Here is a 21,822-nt window from a genome sequence, read left to right on the forward strand (position 1 = left end):
TATGTAAGAGGGGATTTGACAAGATGAGAAGTGACATGATTAAAAAAGGTTTTGATAAAGCACCGCACCGTAGTTTATTAAAAGCAACTGGTTTGAAAGATGAAGATTTTGATAAACCTTTCATAGCGATTTGTAATTCTTTTATTGAAATTATTCCAGGGCATAAACACTTGAACGAGTTTGGGAAACTTGTAAAAGAGGCAGTTCGCGCGGCAGGTATGGTACCATTCGAATTCAATACAATTGGAGTTGACGATGGTATTGCGATGGGACATATCGGTATGCGTTATTCTCTTCCGAGTCGTGAAATTATTGCAGATTCAGTAGAAACGGTTGTAAATGCACACTGGTTTGACGGCATGATTTGTATCCCAAACTGTGACAAAATTACACCAGGTATGATGATGGCTGCACTACGTATTAATATTCCGACTGTGTTTGTTTCAGGCGGCCCGATGGCGGCTGGAAAAACGTCAAAAGGAGAAGTTGTTGATTTAAGCTCTGTTTTTGAAGGGGTAGGAGCTTATCAATCTGGGAAAATTTCAGAAGAAGAATTAAAAGATATTGAAGATCATGGCTGTCCATCTTGTGGCTCTTGTTCGGGTATGTTTACCGCGAACTCTATGAATTGTTTATGTGAAGTATTAGGTTTAGCTCTTCCTGGTAACGGGAGTATTTTAGCAATTGATCCAAGACGTGAAGAGTTAATTAAACAAGCAGCAGAGAAATTGAAAATTTTAATTGAAAGAGATATTAAGCCGCGTGATATTGTAACAGAAGAAGCAATTGACGATGCTTTTGCGCTTGATATGGCGATGGGTGGATCAACGAATACAGTATTACATACGCTAGCACTCGCACAAGAGGCAGGACTAGATTATGATATGAACCGTATTGATGCAGTTTCAAGACGTGTACCTCATTTATGTAAAGTAAGTCCAGCCTCAAATTGGCATATGGAAGATATTGATCGTGCGGGCGGGATTAGTGCAATTTTGAAAGAGATGAGCCGGAAAGAAGGAGTACTTCATCTTGATCGAATAACTGCTACTGGGCAAACATTAAGAGAAAATATCGCTGAGGCAGAGATTAAAGATAAGGAGGTTATTCACTCTCTCGAAAACCCTCATAGTGAAGAGGGGGGCTTACGTATATTAAAAGGAAATCTTGCTAAAGATGGAGCGGTTATTAAAAGCGGTGCAACAGAGGTAAAGCGTTTTGAAGGGCCTTGCGTTATTTTTAATTCACAAGATGAGGCACTTGCGGGCATTATGCTTGGGAAAGTGAAAAAAGGAGATGTAGTTGTCATTCGTTATGAAGGACCAAGAGGTGGGCCTGGTATGCCAGAAATGTTAGCCCCAACATCAGCAATTGCTGGAATGGGATTAGGTGCTGAGGTTGCATTATTAACAGATGGACGTTTTTCTGGAGCTTCACGTGGAATTTCAGTAGGACATATTTCACCAGAAGCAGCAGCGGGCGGGATGATTGCACTTCTTGAACAAGGGGATATTGTATGTATTGATGTTGAAGAACGCTTACTAGAAGTAAGAGTGAGTGATGAAGAATTAGATAAGCGTAAAAAAGAATGGAAACGACCAGAACCGAAAGTAAAAACTGGCTGGCTCGGACGTTATGCACAAATGGTAACATCGGCGAATACAGGGGCTGTCCTGAAAATCCCACATTTTGATTGAGCCAATTTAAAAGAGATAAGGATGATATATAATGGTGCAAAAGGTAAAGGAGAGAGTGAAAATTGAAGATATCTTAATGGCTCATAATTGCCTGAAAGATATCGTTATTAAAACACCGTTACAACGTGATACAGTTTTATCTGAGAAATATGATTGTGACGTTTATGTAAAACGAGAAGACTTACAATTAATTCGCTCTTTCAAAATTCGTGGTGCATACAATTTGATTCAAAGTTTACCGAAAGAAAAGTTACAAAACGGTGTTGTTTGTGCAAGTGCTGGTAATCATGCGCAAGGAGTTGCTTATACGTGTAATTTATTGAAGATTCCGTCAAAAATATTTATGCCCACAACAACACCGAAACAAAAAGTATCACAAGTACAATTTTTCGGTGGTGATTTCGCAGAGATTGTATTAGTTGGTGATACATTCGATAGTTCTTTCCAAGAAGCACAGTGTTATTGTGAAGAAAATAGAATGACATTTGTTCATCCGTTTGATGATCCGTATGTAGTTGCTGGTCAAGGGACAGTGGCAGTTGAAATTATGCATGATATGGAGAAACCGGTTGATTATATCTTTACAGCAATCGGTGGTGGTGGATTAGCATCAGGAGTTGGTACATATGTAAAAGGTGTTAGTCCTACTACAAAGGTTATTGGTGTAGAGCCAATGGGAGCTGCATCTATGAAAGAGGCTTTTCTTCAAAATGAAAATGTAGCATTGGAGAAAATAGATAGCTTTGTTGATGGGGCAGCTGTTAAAAAAGTAGGAAAGTTAACATTTGAAACTTGTAAAGATGTAATTGACGATATTATTTTAGTACCAGAGGGGAAAGTTTGTACGACGATTTTAGAACTGTATAAGAAAAATGCGATTGTAGCTGAACCGGCTGGTGCACTCTCTATTGCAGCGCTTGATTTATATAGAGATGAAATAAAAGGTAAAACAGTTGTATGTACGCTAAGTGGTGGAAATAATGATATTGATAGAATGCAAGAAATGAAAGAGCGTTCGCTCATTTATGAAGGACTGAAACATTACTTTATCATTGAATTTCCGCAGCGTTCAGGTGCGCTAAGAGAATTTCTTGATAAAGGATTAGGACCAGAAGATGACATTACGCGCTTTGAGTATATTAAGAAACATAATAAAGAAAATGGTCCAGCATTAGTCGGCGTAGAATTAAAACATAAAGAAGATTATGAGCAATTAATTACTCGCTTTAAAGAAAATAATATTCAATTTATGGAACTTAATAAAAACCCTGTTTTGTTTGATTTGCTTATTTAATAGAAGGAAAGAGTTAGAATGTAAATAAAAAAGATAGATACAAGCGAGGGAATATAGTGCTTGTTCTATCTTTTTTATAGTTAAACTAGGTACTCATTAAATTCAAGAAGAATAAAGCTAGCTAACCAAAAGAGTATCGCAATACGAATGATTACATACATTGTAAATTCAAAAGGAGTAAGATTTCTCTCTCGCTTTATTTTTTTAAATAGTCTCACAGAATAAAAGGAACATAAAAGCAGGATTGCTATAGACATTTTATAGATGTTTTCTAAGAGGTTTATATTTTCTAATAACTCTTTCAGCATGTTTATCACCTATTCTGTAAAGTATATTACAGAGAAATAGATCTTGAGCTGTCTAGTTTCGTTTGTTTTTTATTTTCCCTGTATCATCAATTTCTACATCAGTTGAAATTGTTTGTAAATATTGAAGAGCTTTTTTCTTTTCTCCTTCATTTACAGGGGAAACTTGGTTGTTGCGAATGATATAAGGATTGAATGACATTTGGACATCCTTTCCTTTAAAAGTTAAAGTTAATACGCCAGTTTCAGCGCTTTTCCCATTCACATAACTCGGGAATAAAAAGTTACCTAATGAGTAAGCGATAGGAACTTTATTATAATACTCAAACCCTTGTAACCAATGTGGATGGCTCCCGACAATTGCGTTAGCTCCTGCTTCAACCATTTTAGGTACATATTGCTTTTGGTATTCTACCGGACGATTTGATTTTTCAACGCCCCAATGCATATAGACGATTAAATAGTCTGCATCTTTCTTTTGTTCTTTAATTGTTTTTGTTACAAGATTTAAATCATAGCCATTCGCAACGCCAGGTTTATTCTCACCAGCTACCCAATTAGAATCAGGCATAAATCGAACGAAGGAAAGAAATTTAAACTTTTTCCCTTTTACGGTCATTTCTCGTGCTGTATATGCATCTTTCGCATTTTTTCCGGCTCCAATGTAAGGGAACTTTAATTTTTCTACGTGAGAAATCGTATCTAATAATCCATCTTGCCCATAATCAAGTGTGTGGTTATTCCCAATATTTACGATGTCATATCCAGTGTTTTTAATAGCTTGTAGTGTAGATGGATCACTTTTAATCCAAAACAGTTGCCCAGGTGCTTTCTTTTCTTTCGTTGTAAATGCCGACTCTAAATTCACAAAAGAAATATCAGCTTTTTTTATTTCTTCTTTTACATGTTGGAATGGGTAATCAGCCCCATTCTTTTCGATTATAGGACGTAATTGCCAATCAAACATTGTATCACCAGAGAAGGTGAGTGTGATTTCTTGGTCTTCTATTTTCTTTTCGCTTTTTGAAGCGGTTTTACTAGATTTGTTTTGCAAATCGGGTTTGTCTTTTGCTTTTGAAATAAAAGAGTAATTGATTAATAAAACAATCGGTGTAATGAAAAAGGCTATTAACAAAAATCGTTTTAGTAAAGTTTTCATATATACCTTCCCTTTTAATATTATCCCGCAATTAAATTAACACTGAATCTATTAAAGGTAATTAAAGTTACAAAAAATAGCGGGTTATGTAGTGGAAAACATTTGTTAATATTCTCAATATTAAGTTAACATATAGATAACCTGTAAATCAATGTATAAACCAAAATATAGAAATAAAGAATTCGAAGGGTGAAGAATGAGAAATGGTTATATTAGGAGCAGTTGTAAATGGAATTTGTATTATATTTGGTACTTTACTTGGTAAATTATTTAGTAGGATTCCAGAAAGTATGAAAGGGACGATAATGCACGCAATCGGTTTAGCGGTTACTGTGCTTGGGCTTCAAATGGCATTAAAAAGTGAAAACTTTCTTGTTGTCATACTGAGTTTAGTGATTGGTACGGTAATTGGAGAATGGTTACAATTAGAAGAAAAGTTAAAACATTTAGGGGATTGGCTAGAAAATAAAGTTGGATCGAAAGGGAAAGGTAGCATATCAGAAGGTTTTGTAACAGCTACTTTAATTTTTGCAATTGGCGCGATGGGGATACTTGGTGCACTTGACAGTGGGATTCGCGGAAATCATGATATTTTATTTACAAAGGCGATTATCGATGGATTTATTTCTATTATATTAACGACAACTCTAGGAATTGGCGTAGTATTTTCGGCGATTCCAGTTGTTTTATATGAAGGTGGTATTGCAGTTTTTGCAACACAAATTAATAGTTTTGTCCCGAAAGAATTAATGAACCAATTTATAGTGGAGATGACGGCTACGGGCGGCATTATGATATCTGCTATTGGATTGAACTTGCTTAGTATTATTAAAATCAAGGTGGCAAATTTACTTCCAGGTATATTGGTAGTGGGTGTAATTGTTTCAATTATTTATGGTTACGGTTTAATGGATTATTAACCAACTTCATTTAGTGGGAGTTGGTTTTATTATGAAAAAAATGTGGGATTGTAGTGATTTTCACTAGAAAATAGCGGGTTTTGTAGTAAATCTTGCATATAAAGCAAATTACTAAACTTTTTACAAGAAAGGGTGTAGAATGGGTATCTAAAGAAAGAAGGTGTGAAAATGGCCAGCTGGAAACGGAATTTAATGATTTGTTGGCTAGGTTGTTTTACCACTGCAGCCGGTATGAGTTTAGTAATTCCTTTCTTATCTTTTTATATTGAGGAATTAGGAGTAACTGGCACTTCAAGCATTGCACAGTGGTCGGGACTTGCATTTGGTGTAACATTTTTAATGGGTGCGATCGTATCGCCAATATGGGGAAAGCTTGGTGATATACATGGACGGAAATTGATGCTTATTCGTGCTAGCCTCGGTATGGCGATGATTATGACGCTTATGGGGTTTGTAACGGATGTGTATCAACTAGTCGCACTAAGATTTTTAATGGGAGCAGTATCTGGTTTCCTTTCAACAGCGATGACATTTATTGCAGCAGAAACTCCGAAAGAACATTCAGGTTGGGCGATTTCCACAATTTCAACTGGTGGTGTGAGCGGTTCGTTACTTGGCCCGTTACTTGGCGGTTATTTGTCTGAGTTAATTGGAATGCGTCATGTCTTTCTTGTTACGGGAGCTTTTTTATTCCTTTCCTTTCTCATCGTTTTTTTCTTCCTGCATGAAGAAAATCACTCTGCTCAAGCAAAAAAAACACAGCCGAAAAAAGTATGGACGATGGTCCCAGCGAAGCATTTAATTATTAGTTTATTTGTAACAACATTTATTATTCAACTTGCTAATATGTCAGTTCAACCAATTGTTACATTGTACGTGAAAAATTTAGTAGGTCCTCATACTGCACATATTGAAACAATTGCGGGTGCAGTTATGTCAGCGACAGGATTAGCAGTTATTTTGGCAGCACCAAGACTAGGAAGATTATCAGATCATATCGGTCCTCAAAAAACGTTAGTTGTAGCGTTATTTGCTGCAGGAATTATTTTTATCCCGCAAGCATTTGTAACGTCAGCTTGGCAACTATTAATTCTTCGATTTTTATTAGGTATCGCACAAGCAGGATTATTACCTTCCGTACAAACTCTACTAAAACAACATACACCAACCCATGTTACGGGACGAATATTTGGATATAATCAATCATTTCAGTTTTTAGGAAATATGATTGGTCCAGTGCTCGGGGGACAAATTGCAGCGCATGCAGGTTTCCAATATGTTTTCCTCTCTACATCTTCACTATTATTTATTGCGTGTATTTGGGTTTATTTTCATAATAAGAACGAAGAGGTATTAGAGAAACGACATTTGGAAGTTAGTTAACTAAGTGAATGAAAAAGAAAAAGGATGAAGCAGCATGTGCTTCATCCTTTTCTTTAAAATCGAAGACAAAGATAACTTAATGTACCAAGCTCGTAACTACGGTGAATGACTTCACCGCTATTTTCACCACTTCCCATAGCGATAAATAAAGGAACAAAATGTTCTGCTCTTGGTACTGCTAATTGTGCATGAGGAGCATTTTTCTCCCAATTAAACAATGCATCTTTATCGTTATTCTGCATATGTTTAATAATCCAATCATCAAATTCAATTGCCCATTTTTCAGGTGTAGTTTGATTCCATTTCAGTGCTCGTAAATTATGAACGGTAACGCCACTCCCGATTACTAAAATATCTTCTTGTCCGAGCCCTTTAAGTGCTTCTCCAATTTCAAATTGTTCTTTTGCAGAAAGGAATGGATTGACTGATATTTGCACGACAGGAATATTTGCTTCTGGATACATGCGGTGCAGGAGTGTCCATGAACCATGATCTAAACCTCTCGTCATATTATGATGGACTGAAATACCTTTGTTCTTAAATTTTGTTTCTAAAATAGATGCAATATGAGAAGAGCCTTTCGCACGATATTTGATTTCGTATAACTCAGGGGGAAAACCTCCAAAATCATAAATTGTTTCATACTCGTTATCTGATGAGGAAATCGTTAATACTTCACTTTCCCAATGAGCAGTGAAAATAACAATTGCTTTCGGTTTATATGTTTCTCCAAGTGTTTTTAAAAATCGTGTATAGTCTGTATCTTGAATAGCGAGCATAGGCGAACCATGTGCTAAAAATAATGATGGCATCATAATAGTAGGAACCTCCTAAAAATTATATAGTTACTTTATGTAAGTAACTATATAATTTTATTTTGAATTCGTCAAGAAATTAGTTTAAAAGCAAGTCTGAAAAATACATCATTTGTCATAATGAAAGCAATTACATATAATATAAAATAAGAAAAGTGAATGGATATTCATTTTCTTAAAGCTATACATAATAGAGTTGGGGGCTGACGAAATGAATGTACAGGAAAGTTTCGTTACGGCATTGGATGGATCGGAAATTTATTTGCGTAAGTGGTTACCAGAAGGAGATCCGAGAGGAATTATTCAAATTGCACATGGCATGACAGAGCATGCAGGGGTGTATACAGAATTTGTAGATGCTTTATTGGAAGCAGGGTATGGTGTTTATGCGCATGATCATAAAGGACATGGGAAAACAGTAAAAAAAGAAGAAGATTATGGTCATTTTGAACCAAATATAGGGTGGAATCAAGTTGTATCGGATGTTATCTTTGTTTCAGAAAAGATAAAAGAAGAGCAGTCAAGTCCTTTGTTTTTACTTGGACATAGTATGGGTTCTTTTTTATCAAGACGTGCTGTACAACTTAGAGGCGAATTATATGATGGATTTCTGATTTCAGGAACAGGTGGAAATCCAGGGCTTTTAGGAGCTATTGGTCATAAAGTAGCAACAATCGAAATGAAATTGCGTGGGGCAAAAACGAAAAGTCCAATGTTAAACTTTTTATCTTTCGGAAACTTCAATTCGAACTTTAAGCCAAATCGTACAAAATTTGATTGGTTATCTTCAGATAATAATCAAGTTGATAAATATATTGCGGATCCGTTATGTGGTTTCATTTGTACGACGAGTTTTTACCGAGAATTATTTTCTGGTGTATTAGAAGTAAATAAACTAGAAGAATACAAGAAGACGCCAAAGAATCTTCCAATACATATATTCTCTGGTGATCGTGATCCTGTTGGCGATATGGGGAAAGGTGTAAAAGAAGTATATGAAAACTATAAAAAATGTGGTGTGAAAGACGTGACACTACGTTTATATGAAAATGGTAGACATGAAATGTTTCATGAAGTAAATAAGGATGAAGTATTTAAAGATTTAATTTCGTGGTTAGATGCGCATAATAAATGAGAAAGATAATCCCAAACTGTTTGTAGTTTGGGATTATTTATTATACAGAAATAGGGGCAATAAATTCTTAAATTCACTTTACTTAATAAAAAATAAAAAAATATTGTATGAGAGGAAACCTCACTTTTCTGAAGTGAGGTTTTTTGTAGTAACGAAGTAATAGTGAATAAAACTAATTTTAAAAGTAATTTAAAATTAAACTTTTTATAAAGCAACAGATGCTCGTTCATAATAGTAGTATAATAGTGAATGAGGTGTTAATAGAATGGAAGATAGAACGTTAGGTTTATTACTAGATGTTGTTGGGGAACTATTTTCAGATGAAATTTCAATTGCTGTTTCGAATACGAAAGAATATATTTACTATCGGCCAAGTAAACGAATTGATTTAAAGATTAGTGTCGGGGATCCTATAAAGGAAGGAACGATTGCTCATAAAGCGATGATGATGAATCAAAAAACCTCTGAGTTTATTAATCGGGATGTTTTTGGTATTCCTTATCATGGAATGGCTGTACCATTTTCAAACAATGGAAAGCTTGAAGGGTGCGTGACGGCAATTTATCCAGCTTTAACGGATGGAAAGTCAGTTGTTACTTTAAAAACAACAGACGGCTGGATTCCGGTTCCTTTTTCAAAGGTTATGTATTTAGAGGCTAAAGATAAAAAGACGTATGTGAATTCAGAAGAGTTATCAGGAACACATAAATACTCTCTGCAAGAATTCGAATACTTGCTTCCGAAAGATTCATTTATTAGATGTCACCGTTCGTTTATTGTAAATGTTAATCATATTAAAGCGATTTATCCTGATACCCATTCTACTTTTGTACTTTCGATGGATAATGGTGAGAGAGTACCAGTTAGTCAATCATACGCTAGTTATTTCCGTAAACTTCTAGGATTCTAAATTTTTCTGCTTTAGAACCTAGATTTGCTGTTCTGTCTGAATTTTCGGCATTGTATACTAAAATCCCTATTTTGATAGTGTTAATGTGTAAAATAATTATGAATATTCAATGAGAGAGGGATTAAATATGGAGAACAATTTAGATAGAATCAGAGATCAACGTCTAAAAGATCGGGTAGTTACACCTGAAGAAGCAGCTTCCTGGATTCAAAGTGGAATGACTTTAGGCTTAAGTGGGTTTACACGTGCAGGTGATGTAAAAGCAGTCCCATTTGCGCTTGTAAACCGAGTTAAGAATGATGAATCTTTTAAAGTAAATGTTTATACTGGGGCTTCTTTAGGATCCGATGTAGACAAATTATTTGCTGAGGCAGGAATTTTAGGGAAAAGATTACCTTTCCAAGCTGACGCTACTATGCGAAAAGGAATTAATAACGGAGACTTTTTATTTGTGGATCAACACTTGTCTCATACAGCAGAGTTACTCCGTGCTGACGTTCTGGATATAGATTTCGCTATTTTGGAAGCGGTTGCGATTACAGAGGACGGAATGATTATTCCAACCACTTCAATTGGAAATTCCTTAGCGTTTTCCTTAAATGCTAAGTCTATTATTATTGAAATGAATATGGCTCAATCCGCGCAATTAGAGGGGCTACATGATCTATATGAACCAGGTAAACAAGGGGAGAGGCTTCCAATTCCGCTTGTGAAAACAGATGACCGAATTGGAACAATCGGTATTCCAATTGATCCTGAAAAAGTAAAGGGAATTGTGTTTACGAATCAATTGGATTCGCCATCGACAATTGTTCCTCCGGATGAAGAAACTGTTATTATGGCACAGCATTTAATAGAATTCCTTCGAGAAGAAGTCAAAGTAGGCCGATTAACAAATCGTTTAGCGCCGTTACAATCAGGAATTGGTTCAGTGGCTAACGCCGTATTGCATGGAATGTTAGATTCAGAATTTGAAGATTTAGAAGTATATTCCGAGGTTTTACAAGATGCAGTTTTTGATCTTATGGATGCTGGAAAAGTCAATTTTGCTTCTTGTTGTTCTATCACGCTTTCTGAAGAGAAAATGCAACAAGTATTTTCTAACTTTGAAAAATATCGTGACAAATTAATGATGCGTCCACAAGAGATTTCCAATCATCCTGAAATTATTCGTCGCCTTGGATTAATCTCAATTAATACTGCATTAGAATTAGATATATACGGAAATGTTAACTCTACTCACGTTTTAGGTACAAAAATGATGAATGGTATTGGTGGGTCTGGCGATTTTGCAAGAAATGCTCGCCTAGCTATCTTTGTTACTAAATCGATTGCGAAAGGTGGTAACATTTCAAGTATCGTTCCTTTCGTTTCTCATGTAGACCATACTGAACATGATGTAGATGTTATCGTCACTGAACAAGGGTATGCCGACTTAAGGGGACTTGCGCCAAGAGAAAGAGTGGAACTTATTATTGAGAATTGCGCACATCCAATGTATCGTGATCAACTACGTGCTTATTACGAAGAAGCAAAAACAAGAGGTGGACAAACTCCTCATATTTTAGAAAAAGCTTTTTCTTGGCATACGAACTATGCTAAAAATGGAACAATGCTTGAAGCGGTAGTAGAAACTGTATAGGTTTGTATCGTACGAAATAGTAAAACGAATGAGTGAGCTTGAAGATTAAATTTTAGAAAAAGAGAACGCCAACTTTTAGGGATGGCGTTCTTTTTCTTTAAAAAAATTGTTGAAAATCGTACTGATTATAATAAAGATTTATAAAATTAATTTCTAATTTATGGAAATTAAAGGTTTTTTTGAAGTGCTTTCCGAATCAATTTAGTAGTGTACATATTGAAAGTGAGGAAAAAGAATCATGAAGATAAGAGAAGTATTATTAAGTGAAGCAAATGAATTAAGTGAACTCGCACTACATTCAAAAGCAACGTGGAATTATAGTGAAGAATTCATACTTGCTTGTAAGGAAGATTTAACAATTACGGAAGAGTACATAAAAAATAATTTTGTATATGTTTTAGTAAACGATAATGCGAAGATTGGTTTTTTCTCATTTTTACGTAATGATAAAGCTCTCGATTTCTTGTACATTCATCCTCATTACAAAGGAAAAGGTTACGGGAAAATACTTTGGGAGTATGTAATAGAAAAAGCCAATGAACTAGGATTAAAAAGTTTTACAATTGATAGTGATCCGAATGCAAAAGGATATTACTTGAAAATGGGAGCACAGTTAATAGGAGAGACACCATCAACTGTCTTTAAGGGTCGTTTACTGCCTCTTTTGAAATATGATGTGTAAAACTATTAATAGTAGGGGAAGATTAGAATGGATGATGTAAAGAAAAAGCAAATATATGAGGCGTTAATAAGATCTTGGTCAATAGAAACAAGTTCAAAGTGGACAATTGAAAATCCAGCAAAGGGACAGTGTGGTGTAACGGCTCTAGTCGTTCAAGATATATGTGGAGGGAAAATTAAAAAGACAAAAATAGGGTGCGTGTGGCATTTTTATAACTTTATAGATGGGCAGAGATTTGATTTTACAGAGACTCAATTCAATGGGAATTTGAATTATATGGATGAAAAGTCAAATTGGGAAGAAGCATTTGCAGATACAAATGAAAAACAATATAGCATTTTGAAGGGAAAAATAACGAAAGAATTAAAATTATCTTTTGACTCTTAATCTTTAATAAGTTACTATAATGGTGGTAACTTATTAAAGGGAACTTCATAGAGTTGAAAGGGGAAATACTTTTGAAAACAACTTATGTAAACGCTACAATTGTAACGATGAATGAACAAAACGAAGTGATAGAAAATGGATATATCATTGTAGAAAATGATCAAATTATAGATGTAAAGAGCGGAGAATTCGCTAATGAATTTGAAGTAGATGAAGTAATTGACATGAAAGGAAAGTGGGTTTTACCAGGGCTTGTAAATACACATACACACGTTGTAATGAGTCTCCTAAGAGGTATTGGAGATGATATGTTATTACAGCCATGGCTTGAGACGAGAATTTGGCCACTGGAAAGTCAATTTACTCCCCAAATTGCGGTCGCTAGTACGGAATTAGGATTACTTGAGATGGTGAAAAGTGGTACAACATCATTCTCTGACATGTTTAATCCAATTGGAGTAGATCAAGACGCAATTATGGAAACGGTATCAAGGAGTGGAATGCGAGCTGCTGTTTCAAGGACTTTATTTAGCTTCGGAACGAAAGACGATGAAAAGAAAGCGATTGAAGAAGCTGAGAAATATGTGAAGCGTTACTATAACGAAAGTGACATGTTAACTACGATGGTTGCACCACATAGTCCATATACATGTAGTACAGAATTGTTAGAAGAGTGCGCACGGATTGCAGTAGAGAATCAAACGATGGTTCATATCCATCTTTCTGAAACAGAGCGTGAAGTACGTGATATTGAAGCACAATATGGAAAACGTCCAGTAGAATATGCAGCGAGCTGCGGATTGTTTAAACGCCCAACAGTTATTGCACACGGTGTAGTATTAAATGACGATGAGCGTGCATTTTTAGCAGAACATGACGTTCGAGTAGCTCATAATCCGAATAGTAATTTAAAACTAGGTTCTGGTATAGCGAATGTAAAAGCGATGCTAGAAGCAGGAATAAAAGTAGGAATTGCAACAGATAGTGTTGCGTCTAACAATAATTTAGACATGTTTGAAGAAATGCGCATAGCGACTTTACTACAAAAAGGTATTCACCAAGATGCAACAGCATTACCAGTTGAAACAGCTCTTACACTTGCGACTAAAGGGGCTGCTGAAGTAATCGGGATGAAACAAACAGGGTCACTAGAAGCTGGTAAGTGTGCTGATTTTATTACGATTGACCCGTCTAATAAGCCGCATTTACAACCAGCGGATGAAGTGTTATCACACCTTGTATATGCTGCGAGTGGTAAAGATATAAGCGATGTAATTATTAACGGAAAACGTGTCGTTTGGAATGGTGAATGTAAAACGTTAGATGAAGAGCGTATTATATTTGAAGCAAGTCGTTATAAACGAGGTTTGCAAAGATAGATAATTATGTGGCAGTTGAAAAAGCTATCCTTTTAAAAGGATAGCTTTTTTCTTGAACGAATAAATATTCAAAAGAATGTCGCATCTTTCTGTTAGTATTTCTGCTATAATATATTACGCTTTATAATATTTTATATTTAAGGAGAACAACTCATGAAGCGAAAAAAGAGCCATTTAATGGTAATGGCACTTGTTACATCTTTATTATTAACAGCTTGTAATAATAAAGCGAATAAAAGTGATACAGAGGTTAAAAAACAAGTGTTAAATGTAACAGTATCAGAAGAAATTCCTTCTCTGGACACTGCGAAAACAATGGATGGTACATCAGCCCACGTTATGCAGAATATATTTGAGGGGTTATATGTATTAAATGATCAAGATCAGCCTATTCCAGCAGTAGCAAGATCGTTTAAAAGAAGTGAAGATGGTAAGAAATATACATTTGATTTGCGTAAAGATGCAAAATGGTCAAATGGAGACAGTGTGACAGCAAATGATTTTATATTTGCATGGAAACGTGCAATTAATCCTGAAACGGCATCTCAATATGCATACATGCTCTTTTATGTTAAAAATGCGAAAGAGATTAATAAGGGAACAATGCCTCTTGATGCACTTGGGGTTAAAGCAATAAATAATTATACGTTAGAAGTTGAACTCGAACAGCCAGTTCCGTATTTTTTACAGTTGTTAGCACTACCTATATACTTACCACAGCATGAATCATTTTTGAAAGAACAAGGAAACAATTATGCATTGGAACCTAGTAATCTCATATATAACGGTCCATTTGTATTAGAAAAATGGAAGCATGAACAAGAGTTTCAATTAAAGAAGAATGCTACATATTGGGATCGAAAGAAAGTGAAATTAGACGAAATAAACTTTCATATCGTAAAGGATACAATGACAGCTGTAAATTTATATGAAGCTGGAGATTTAGATCGAGTACCTATTAATTCGCAAGTTGTAGACAAGTATAAAGGGAATAAGGAATTACATATGTCGAGTGATCCTGGAATTGCTATGCTTCGTTTTAATGAAAAAAATACCGCGTTAGCAAATAAAAAGGTGCGTCAATCTATTTCATTAGCGTTAAATAAAGATGATTTCGTTGCTCACTTTATTAATAACGGAGCAAAACCTGCAAGTGGACTTGTACCAGTTGGTCATGTAAATGAAGTGACTGGTAAAGATTTTAGAAAAGAAAATGGAGATATTTCCTCATATGATTTGCAAAATGCAAAAAAACTTTGGGAAGAAGCGAAAAAAGAGCTTGGGGTAGAACAAGTAAACCTAGAGTTCTTAACGTTCGAACAAGATAATGCAATACGTATGGCAGAATATATAAAAGGTGATTTAGAGAAGAATTTGCAAGGGTTAACGATACAAATTAAACAACAGCCATTTAAGCAAAAATTACAGTTAGAACAAATAGGTGATTACGATATAACTATGGCAAATTGGGGACCTGACTATAAAGACCCAATTAGTTATTTAGAGTTATTTACGACAGGGAATCCGAATAATAAAATGAATTATTCTAATGTTCGTTACGATGAATTAATAAAGAAAGCGAAAACGGATTTTGTACTAGATACGGAAAATCGATGGAAAGCGTTGCGAGAAGCCGAGCAGGTATTATTAGAAGATGCAGCTGTGGCACCGCTTTATCATATTGGCTCAGCATATGTACAAAAGGATTATGTAAAAGGAATTGAAAAACATCAATTTGGTGGTATTTATACTTATAAGAATGCTTATATTGCTAATGAATAAATACAAAAAACCTTACTTTTTAAAAGTAAGGTTTTTTACACATAAATTCTATTAAACTGATTTTAATAAAGCGTAAAAATTCGTATCATATGGGATATCATCTTGATACATATAATTTTTTAGAACACCTTCTTTTTCAAAGCCTAATTTTAATAGTACTTTATTAGAAGCTTCATTTTCAAGAAATACAATTGCCCCGATCCGCTTTAAATGAATCGTATGGAAACCGTATGATATAACCTCAGAAACAGCTTCAGTCGCATATCCTTTTCCCCAGTGTTCAGGCAAAAAGGCATAACTTATATTGGCTCGTTTATGCTCAGAAGACCAATCGTGAAAACCAATGGTACCGATGAGTTCTTTCTTGTCTTTTAATTCGATTCCCCATTTTATACCGCTTCTTGCATTGTAGCTCAACTTAAAATTATGAATGATTTGTTTCACTTGATCAACATCTTGTAACGGTTTTTGGCCATAATAGCGCAGTACATTAGTATTAGAAAAGCATTGTAGTATACGTGGTGCATCTTTTTCGGTAAGTTCTCTTAAAATGAGTCTTTCAGTTTTTAATAAAGGAAACATATTTTCGCTCCTTTTCACATGAAAATAGAATGTATTTGTTATTATATAATTTAATCTGAAAATAAAGATTATTCAAGGTGTAAGGGTAGATTTGATTTATGATAAACTTAGATGTGGAATATATTTCAAAAAAGAGGTTTGGAAATGGAAAAAAATTCGATATTAATTGTAGATGACGATAAAGATATTATTCAATTTATTAATGTGAATTTAAAACAAGAAGGTTTTAAAGTTTTTAGTGCTCATAACGGAGAAGAGGCTTTAGAAATAATAAATAATAACAGTATTCAACTTGCTATTTTGGATATTATGATGCCTCAAATGGATGGTATAGAACTTTGTAGAAGGATTAGAGAGAAACATAGTTTACCAATTATGTTTTTAAGCGCGAAATCATCGGATGTAGATAAGGTAATTGGATTTAGTACTGGGGCAGATGATTATATTGTGAAGCCGTTCAGTACAATTGAATTTATCGCAAGAGTGAAAGCTCAATTAAGAAGGTATACATATTTCAATCAAAATGCTCCCCAAGTAATGGAAAAGAAAATAAATATTAGAGGTTTAGAAATAGATGAAGTGTCGAGAACAGTAATGTTATATGGAGAAAGAATCAATCTTACGAAAACTGAATATGATATTTTACACTTAATGGCAGCTGCAAGGAATCGTGTGTTCACAATTGAAGAAATATATGAGAGCGTTTGGAACGAAAGAGCCTATGAAAGTAATAATACAGTAATGGTTCATATTGCAAGATTGAGAAATAAAATTGAAGAGAATCCAAAAGAACCGAAGTTTATTCAAAATGTTTGGGGAGTCGGATATAAAATTGAAGATTAAATCATTACAAGGCATTAGAGCTAAGTTTTTTATCGCATTCATATGTAGCATCTTGTTAGCGACTGTAAGTATAATAGTGTTTCAAATTTTAGTTGGAAATATATATAGTCAGGTTAATGTTTTAGAGGAAAAATATTCATTTTTATATTTTATAGTTTTTTTGATTTTTACTACAACATACTTTGCATGTATGACAAAAACACTGATGAAAAGGTTGTCTCAAATTAACAAGAACCTGAAGGAAATAAGTGACGGTAATTTTGAAATACATATACCTATTTTGAAAAATGACGAGATTGGTGAACTAGCGGCAAATGTTAATAGAATGGCGAAAAGCTTAAAAGAGTCTATCGAGAATGAAAAAAAATCACAGGAAATGAAAAATGAAATGATTAGTAATATTTCTCATGATTTACGAACGCCAGTAACATCTTTAATCGGTTATGCGGACCTGTTAGGAAATAAACTTCATTCGAATGGAGAGGAATGTGAACAGTATGTAAGTATATTAAAGCGAAAAAGTTATGAATTAAAACATCAAATAGATGATTTATTAGAATACTGTCAAATAAATTATAGAGAGATTGAATTACATAAAGATGAAGTAGATATGAAAGCATTAATTGAACAAATCATGATTGACTTTGTACCACAATTAGATGATGCTAATATGAGCTTTTATATTAAAAGTGATGAAGTGCTGCATGTAGAAGTTGATGTAGCACTTATAGTGAGACTATTTGAAAATGTAATAGGTAATAGTATTATGTATGGAAAAGATGGAAAGGAAATTGCAATTGAAATTTCCAATAAAACAATGAATGTTGAAGTAGAAATTAAAAATTTTGGACAATGCATTCCGAAAGAGGACCTTCCTTACGTTTTTGAGAAATTTTATCGTAGTGAAAAATCACGTAGTTCTCATACGGGCGGGAAAGGAATAGGACTTGCAATTTCAAAAAGTATAGCCGATCTCCATCAAGGGGATATCACTGTACGTAGTAACGATAAAGAAACAGTTTTTACTGTGAAATTACCGCAGTATAAAAAAGTAAGAAAGTCGTAAGTATTTCTTTTATATGTCGTAATTTTTACTTTGTATCATTGAGAAAAAGGATATGAGAGTAGGGACGCGACATGTGGAAGGCATTTTTATTAGTAATTATAGTTTCTTTTTTAATTATAAGTTGGATCTTAGTTTATGTAGCTAATGGTGTTACATCAGTTTTTGTTTGGTGGAGTATACAGGCTTTTAGTTTTATTTCAGTTTTCCTCTTGGTAGGATCAGTAATAATATTTTTTTGGAAAGGCATTTTTAGAAAGCGGATAGATAGAACGCTATTTTTAATCATTCTGTTTTCTATCATTGGAGCTTGGCCTGTCGGTTGGTTTGCTAATATAGGTAGAATTGCTTATCCAGCAGATATACAATCTATGAGTCCTAAAGCAGTAGTTCGTTTTCCTTTGAATGAGCGAGCATTAATAGGTTGGGGTGGTGATCGGTTAGAAATGAACTATCACGTTATAAAACCAAATGAAAGGTGGGCATATGATATTCTCATTCCACCTGCTGAAGTGAAAAGTAGTAAGTTAGAGGATTACGGAATATATGGAGCGAAAGTAATGGCACCAGCTTCTGGGACGGTTGTATCAATTAATAATAATGAACAAGATTTAGTTCCGGGATCGGATAATTTTCAGTCAATGGCTGGGAATCATATTTATTTACGACTAGATGAAACGGGCACATTTTTAATTCTTGCCCATTTAAAGAAAGGATCAATTAATGTGAGAGAAGGACAACATGTAAATGAAGGAGAATTTCTTGCTCAAGTCGGTAACTCAGGAAGTTCAAGTGAGCCGCATTTACATATTCATCATCAAAGGCAAGATCCGTCCAAGGTAAGTATGTTTTTTGCGGAAGGATTGCCACTTTACTTTCGAACTGAAAATGGTGTCATGATGCCGGAAAGAGGGACATACATAAGTGGTAACTAGAAGAAAATCATTTCATCCAAAAAGGGTACTCCAAATTAAAATTGGAATACCCTTTTTTCATTACCCTACAAATGTTTGATACAGTAAGAAGATATTTAAAACGATAACGAGTGCTGCAATTATCCAAGCGATAAATGTTGTTATACGGTGGTTAACGAGTGCACCCATAATCTTTTTGTTACTTGTAAACATAATAAGTGGCACTAGTGCAAATGCAATACCGAATGATAAGACGACTTGGCTCATGACTAGAGCGTAAGTTGGATTTACACCTAAAGCGATAATAACTAATGGTGGAATCATTGTAATAAATCGGCGTAAGTATAACGGAATATGCATGCGAATGAAACCTTGCATAATAATATCACCCGACATTGTACCGACAGAAGAGCTAGATAGTCCTGCTGATAAGAGCCCAATTCCAAACAAAGCAGCTGATACAGGACCTACTAAGTTGGTAAATTGAGTGTAAGCAACATCTAAATCTTCAACGTGCAAGCCGTTTTTAAAGAATAGTGCAGCAGCAACAATTAACATACTTGCATTAATTGCTCCAGCAATAACCATTGCAATAATAATATCGATAAATTCGAAACGAAAAATCTTTTTCTTTTGTTCGTCAGTTGTTCCGACCACACGGCGTTGTGTTAATGCAGAATGCAAGTATATTGCATGCGGCATAACTGTCGCACCTAAAATCCCTGCTGCAAGTAATATACTGTCTACACCTTGGAATTTTGGAATAAATAGTCCTGAAAGAAGGGGACTTAATTCTGGTTTTGCATAAAAAACTTGAATCCCAAAAGCAATTACTACAATGAAAATCATTCCTGTAATAATAGCTTCTAGTGGACGAAATCCTCTACGTTGAAATTCAAGGATAATAAATGATCCGGCTGCTGTAATTAAAGCGGCAGGTAGCATCGGGATTCCAAATAGTAAGTAAAGCCCCAATGCAGCTCCAATAAATTCCGCTAAATCTGTAGCCATAATAACTAGTTCACCTTGTATCCATAAACCGATAGACACAGGCTTTGGAAAGTTTTCACGAGCTATTTCGGGTAAATTGTTTCCTGTAGCAATTCCTAATTTAGCTGATAAAGTTTGGATTAATACAGCCATTAAGTTAGAGGCGAGTATAACCCATAATAGTAAATATCCATATTGTGAACCAGCTGCGATATTTGTAGCAAAGTTGCCAGGATCAATATAAGCAACGGACGCTATAAAAGCGGGTCCTAAAAATGGTAACAGTCTTTTCCAGCCTTTTGTTTCTCCACTTAAAGCTAAGTGAGCTGATTGTACGGTTGTACTTTCAGAAGGGAGATGTTCATCTTTTGTTATATCTTTATTCATAGTAGTTTTCCCCTTTAAAATGTTAACTTGATGAAATTATTGTATTTATTCTTACTCATTATTTCAATACATTTAGATATGTTATATGATAATTTCATTTGAACACGAAAGTTTCCTTAATGCAAATTATATGCCTTTATGCAATGGATGGTGTGATAACGTAAAATAAATTGGGAGTTTATGGTGTGATGACGTGGGGAAACATAATAAATTAAAGGGTCAATTTTGAAATTTATGTGAACATAAAGCCGATAATCCAGCATATTAATTGATGGAATTGCATTTGTATGATATATAATATATTGGGATTACAACATAACCATAGTGTTTTGATGTGTAATCTTGTTTTTTATTTTTGTTAACTGATAGAAAATAGTATAAAGAAAAGAAAATGGGATTCATTTTCTTATTATATATGTTTTGATATGAACGTTAACTTATACATGATTTTAAAAATTAGATAGGTGGTAGAAATACATTGGCAACTACAAAACCATACAGAGTATTACTATATTACATGTACACAACAATTGAAAACCCAGAAGAATTCGCGGCAGAGCATTTAGAATTTTGTAATTCACTTGAATTAAAAGGAAGAATTCTTGTAGCGAAAGAAGGTATTAACGGAACTTGTTCTGGAACTGTAGAACAAACAGAGAAATACATGGAAGCAATGAACAATGATCCACGTTTTGACGGTATCGTATTTAAAATAGATGAAGCTGATGGTCATGCATTCAAGAAAATGCACGTGCGTCCTCGTCCAGAGTTAGTTACACTTCGTCTAGAAGATGACATTAACCCACACGAAATAACTGGGAAGTATTTAGAGCCAAAAGATTTTTATGAAGCAATGAAACAAGAAGATACAGTTATCATTGATGCACGAAATGATTATGAGTTTGATTTAGGTCACTTCAAAGGTGCGATTAAACCTGATATCGAATCATTCCGTGAATTACCAGATTGGATTCGTGAAAATAAAGAAGTACTTGAAGGTAAAAAGATTTTAACTTATTGTACAGGCGGAATTCGTTGTGAGAAGTTTTCTGGTTGGTTAGTTCGTGAAGGCTATGAAGATGTAAGTCAGCTTCACGGCGGAATTGTAACGTACGGAAAAGACCCAGAGGTACAAGGTGAGCTTTGGGATGGACAATGTTACGTGTTCGATGAGCGTATTGCTGTACCAGTAAACCAAAAAGAACATGTTATCGTTGGTAAAGACCACTTTACAGGTGAACCTTGTGAGCGCTATGTAAACTGTTCAAATCCAGAATGTAATAAGAAAATTTTATGTTCTGAAGAAAACGAAGCGAAATATTTACGTGCATGTTCTCATGAATGTCGTGTAAGTCCACGTAACCGCTACGTAATACAACATGAATTAACGGAAGAGCAAGTAGCTGCTGCATTAGAGCAAATCGAAGCAGGGAAGTAAACTGAATTCGTATAATAAAAGGGGTACTCCAAGTTTTATTTTGGAGCACCCTTTTTTTATTATCCGGTCCTGTCATTTGTCGGTAAGTCGATATATTAAAAAAATCGCTGATATA

The 21,822-nt window shown here is 34.6% G+C and carries 20 protein-coding genes; 15 read left to right on the top strand and 5 right to left on the bottom strand.

Annotation, left to right across the window (positions count from 1 at the left end; genetic code table 11):
• The first annotated feature begins 23 nt into the window (after positions 1–23).
• Together ilvD and ilvA are read left to right on the top strand one after the other, a co-directional pair.
• On the top strand, positions 24–1,697 hold the full coding sequence (ilvD, locus tag MR112_RS03185) for a dihydroxy-acid dehydratase (protein ID WP_001255813.1): 1,674 nt from the start codon (positions 24–26) through the stop codon (positions 1,695–1,697).
• A 31-nt stretch (positions 1,698–1,728) separates the two neighbouring features.
• Positions 1,729–2,991: a threonine ammonia-lyase IlvA gene (ilvA, locus tag MR112_RS03190; RefSeq protein WP_000250317.1), complete on the top strand. Its 1,263-nt coding sequence runs from the start codon at positions 1,729–1,731 to the stop codon at positions 2,989–2,991.
• An 80-nt stretch (positions 2,992–3,071) separates the two neighbouring features.
• On the opposite strand, the gene MR112_RS03195 is transcribed toward ilvA, so the two are convergent.
• The gene (locus MR112_RS03195) at positions 3,072–3,299 is read right to left on the bottom strand and encodes a hypothetical protein (RefSeq protein WP_000910604.1); all 228 of its coding nucleotides are present in this window, start codon (positions 3,297–3,299) and stop codon (positions 3,072–3,074) included.
• 52 nt (positions 3,300–3,351) lie between these two features.
• Positions 3,352–4,455 carry a CapA family protein gene (locus MR112_RS03200; RefSeq protein ID WP_000854536.1) on the bottom strand — a complete coding sequence of 368 codons (1,104 nt, stop codon included), beginning with the start codon at positions 4,453–4,455 and terminating at the stop codon, positions 3,352–3,354.
• A gap of 203 nt (positions 4,456–4,658) precedes the next feature.
• On the opposite strand from MR112_RS03200, the gene MR112_RS03205 reads away from it, so the two are divergent.
• Complete coding sequence (locus MR112_RS03205; protein WP_000236031.1) at positions 4,659–5,375, top strand: DUF554 domain-containing protein; 717 nt, start codon at positions 4,659–4,661, stop codon at positions 5,373–5,375.
• A gap of 168 nt (positions 5,376–5,543) precedes the next feature.
• Complete coding sequence (locus tag MR112_RS03210) at positions 5,544–6,758, top strand: multidrug efflux MFS transporter (RefSeq protein WP_242244776.1); 1,215 nt, start codon at positions 5,544–5,546, stop codon at positions 6,756–6,758.
• Positions 6,759–6,811: 53 nt separating this feature from the next.
• Here the strand turns inward: MR112_RS03210 and MR112_RS03215 are convergent, their stop codons facing one another.
• Positions 6,812–7,573 (bottom strand): DODA-type extradiol aromatic ring-opening family dioxygenase, encoded by a 762-nt coding sequence (locus MR112_RS03215; RefSeq protein ID WP_000982899.1) that lies wholly within the window; start codon positions 7,571–7,573, stop codon positions 6,812–6,814.
• Positions 7,574–7,784: 211 nt separating this feature from the next.
• Between MR112_RS03215 and MR112_RS03220 the strand changes: the two genes are divergently transcribed.
• From MR112_RS03220 to MR112_RS03250, 7 genes are all read left to right on the top strand, one after another.
• Positions 7,785–8,708: an alpha/beta hydrolase gene (locus MR112_RS03220; RefSeq protein WP_001102581.1), complete on the top strand. Its 924-nt coding sequence runs from the start codon at positions 7,785–7,787 to the stop codon at positions 8,706–8,708.
• 265 nt (positions 8,709–8,973) lie between these two features.
• Positions 8,974–9,618: a LytTR family DNA-binding domain-containing protein gene (locus MR112_RS03225; protein ID WP_242244777.1), complete on the top strand. Its 645-nt coding sequence runs from the start codon at positions 8,974–8,976 to the stop codon at positions 9,616–9,618.
• Positions 9,619–9,745: 127 nt separating this feature from the next.
• Positions 9,746–11,260, top strand: coding sequence for an acetyl-CoA hydrolase/transferase family protein (locus MR112_RS03230; protein WP_000429811.1), 1,515 nt, complete (start codon positions 9,746–9,748; stop codon positions 11,258–11,260).
• Positions 11,261–11,498: 238 nt separating this feature from the next.
• Complete coding sequence (locus MR112_RS03235; protein WP_000701928.1) at positions 11,499–11,942, top strand: GNAT family N-acetyltransferase; 444 nt, start codon at positions 11,499–11,501, stop codon at positions 11,940–11,942.
• A 27-nt stretch (positions 11,943–11,969) separates the two neighbouring features.
• Positions 11,970–12,329 (top strand): YunG family protein, encoded by a 360-nt coding sequence (locus MR112_RS03240; protein ID WP_242244778.1) that lies wholly within the window; start codon positions 11,970–11,972, stop codon positions 12,327–12,329.
• Between the two features lie 53 nt (positions 12,330–12,382).
• Entirely contained in the window at positions 12,383–13,708 is a 1,326-nt protein-coding gene (locus MR112_RS03245) for a bifunctional S-methyl-5'-thioadenosine deaminase/S-adenosylhomocysteine deaminase (protein ID WP_025687230.1), read from the top strand.
• 153 nt (positions 13,709–13,861) lie between these two features.
• Positions 13,862–15,490 carry a peptide ABC transporter substrate-binding protein gene (locus MR112_RS03250; protein WP_000823514.1) on the top strand — a complete coding sequence of 543 codons (1,629 nt, stop codon included), beginning with the start codon at positions 13,862–13,864 and terminating at the stop codon, positions 15,488–15,490.
• A gap of 51 nt (positions 15,491–15,541) precedes the next feature.
• Here MR112_RS03250 and MR112_RS03255 read toward each other — a convergent pair whose 3' ends face one another.
• The gene (locus tag MR112_RS03255) at positions 15,542–16,072 is read right to left on the bottom strand and encodes a GNAT family N-acetyltransferase (protein WP_000484228.1); all 531 of its coding nucleotides are present in this window, start codon (positions 16,070–16,072) and stop codon (positions 15,542–15,544) included.
• 144 nt (positions 16,073–16,216) lie between these two features.
• Here MR112_RS03255 and MR112_RS03260 point away from each other — a divergent pair, with 144 nt between their 5' ends.
• The 3 genes from MR112_RS03260 (at position 16,217) to MR112_RS03270 (ending at position 18,913) form a co-directional block, all read left to right on the top strand.
• Positions 16,217–16,915 (top strand): response regulator transcription factor, encoded by a 699-nt coding sequence (locus MR112_RS03260; protein ID WP_000414517.1) that lies wholly within the window; start codon positions 16,217–16,219, stop codon positions 16,913–16,915.
• Positions 16,881–17,981 carry a HAMP domain-containing sensor histidine kinase gene (locus MR112_RS03265; RefSeq protein ID WP_162837403.1) on the top strand — a complete coding sequence of 367 codons (1,101 nt, stop codon included), beginning with the start codon at positions 16,881–16,883 and terminating at the stop codon, positions 17,979–17,981. Before MR112_RS03260 ends, MR112_RS03265 begins: the two co-directional genes overlap by 35 nt.
• A 71-nt stretch (positions 17,982–18,052) precedes the next feature.
• Positions 18,053–18,913: a M23 family metallopeptidase gene (locus MR112_RS03270; RefSeq protein ID WP_000265297.1), complete on the top strand. Its 861-nt coding sequence runs from the start codon at positions 18,053–18,055 to the stop codon at positions 18,911–18,913.
• Between the two features lie 60 nt (positions 18,914–18,973).
• On the opposite strand, the gene MR112_RS03275 is transcribed toward MR112_RS03270, so the two are convergent.
• Complete coding sequence (locus MR112_RS03275; protein ID WP_001030679.1) at positions 18,974–20,269, bottom strand: Nramp family divalent metal transporter; 1,296 nt, start codon at positions 20,267–20,269, stop codon at positions 18,974–18,976.
• 478 nt (positions 20,270–20,747) lie between these two features.
• Between MR112_RS03275 and trhO the strand changes: the two genes are divergently transcribed.
• Positions 20,748–21,707 (top strand): oxygen-dependent tRNA uridine(34) hydroxylase TrhO, encoded by a 960-nt coding sequence (gene trhO / locus MR112_RS03280; RefSeq protein WP_000246231.1) that lies wholly within the window; start codon positions 20,748–20,750, stop codon positions 21,705–21,707.
• Positions 21,708–21,822 lie beyond the last annotated feature (115 nt).

The organism is Bacillus cereus group sp. BfR-BA-01330 (assembly GCF_022663885.1).
Classification (GTDB): domain Bacteria; phylum Bacillota; class Bacilli; order Bacillales; family Bacillaceae_G; genus Bacillus_A; species Bacillus_A cereus.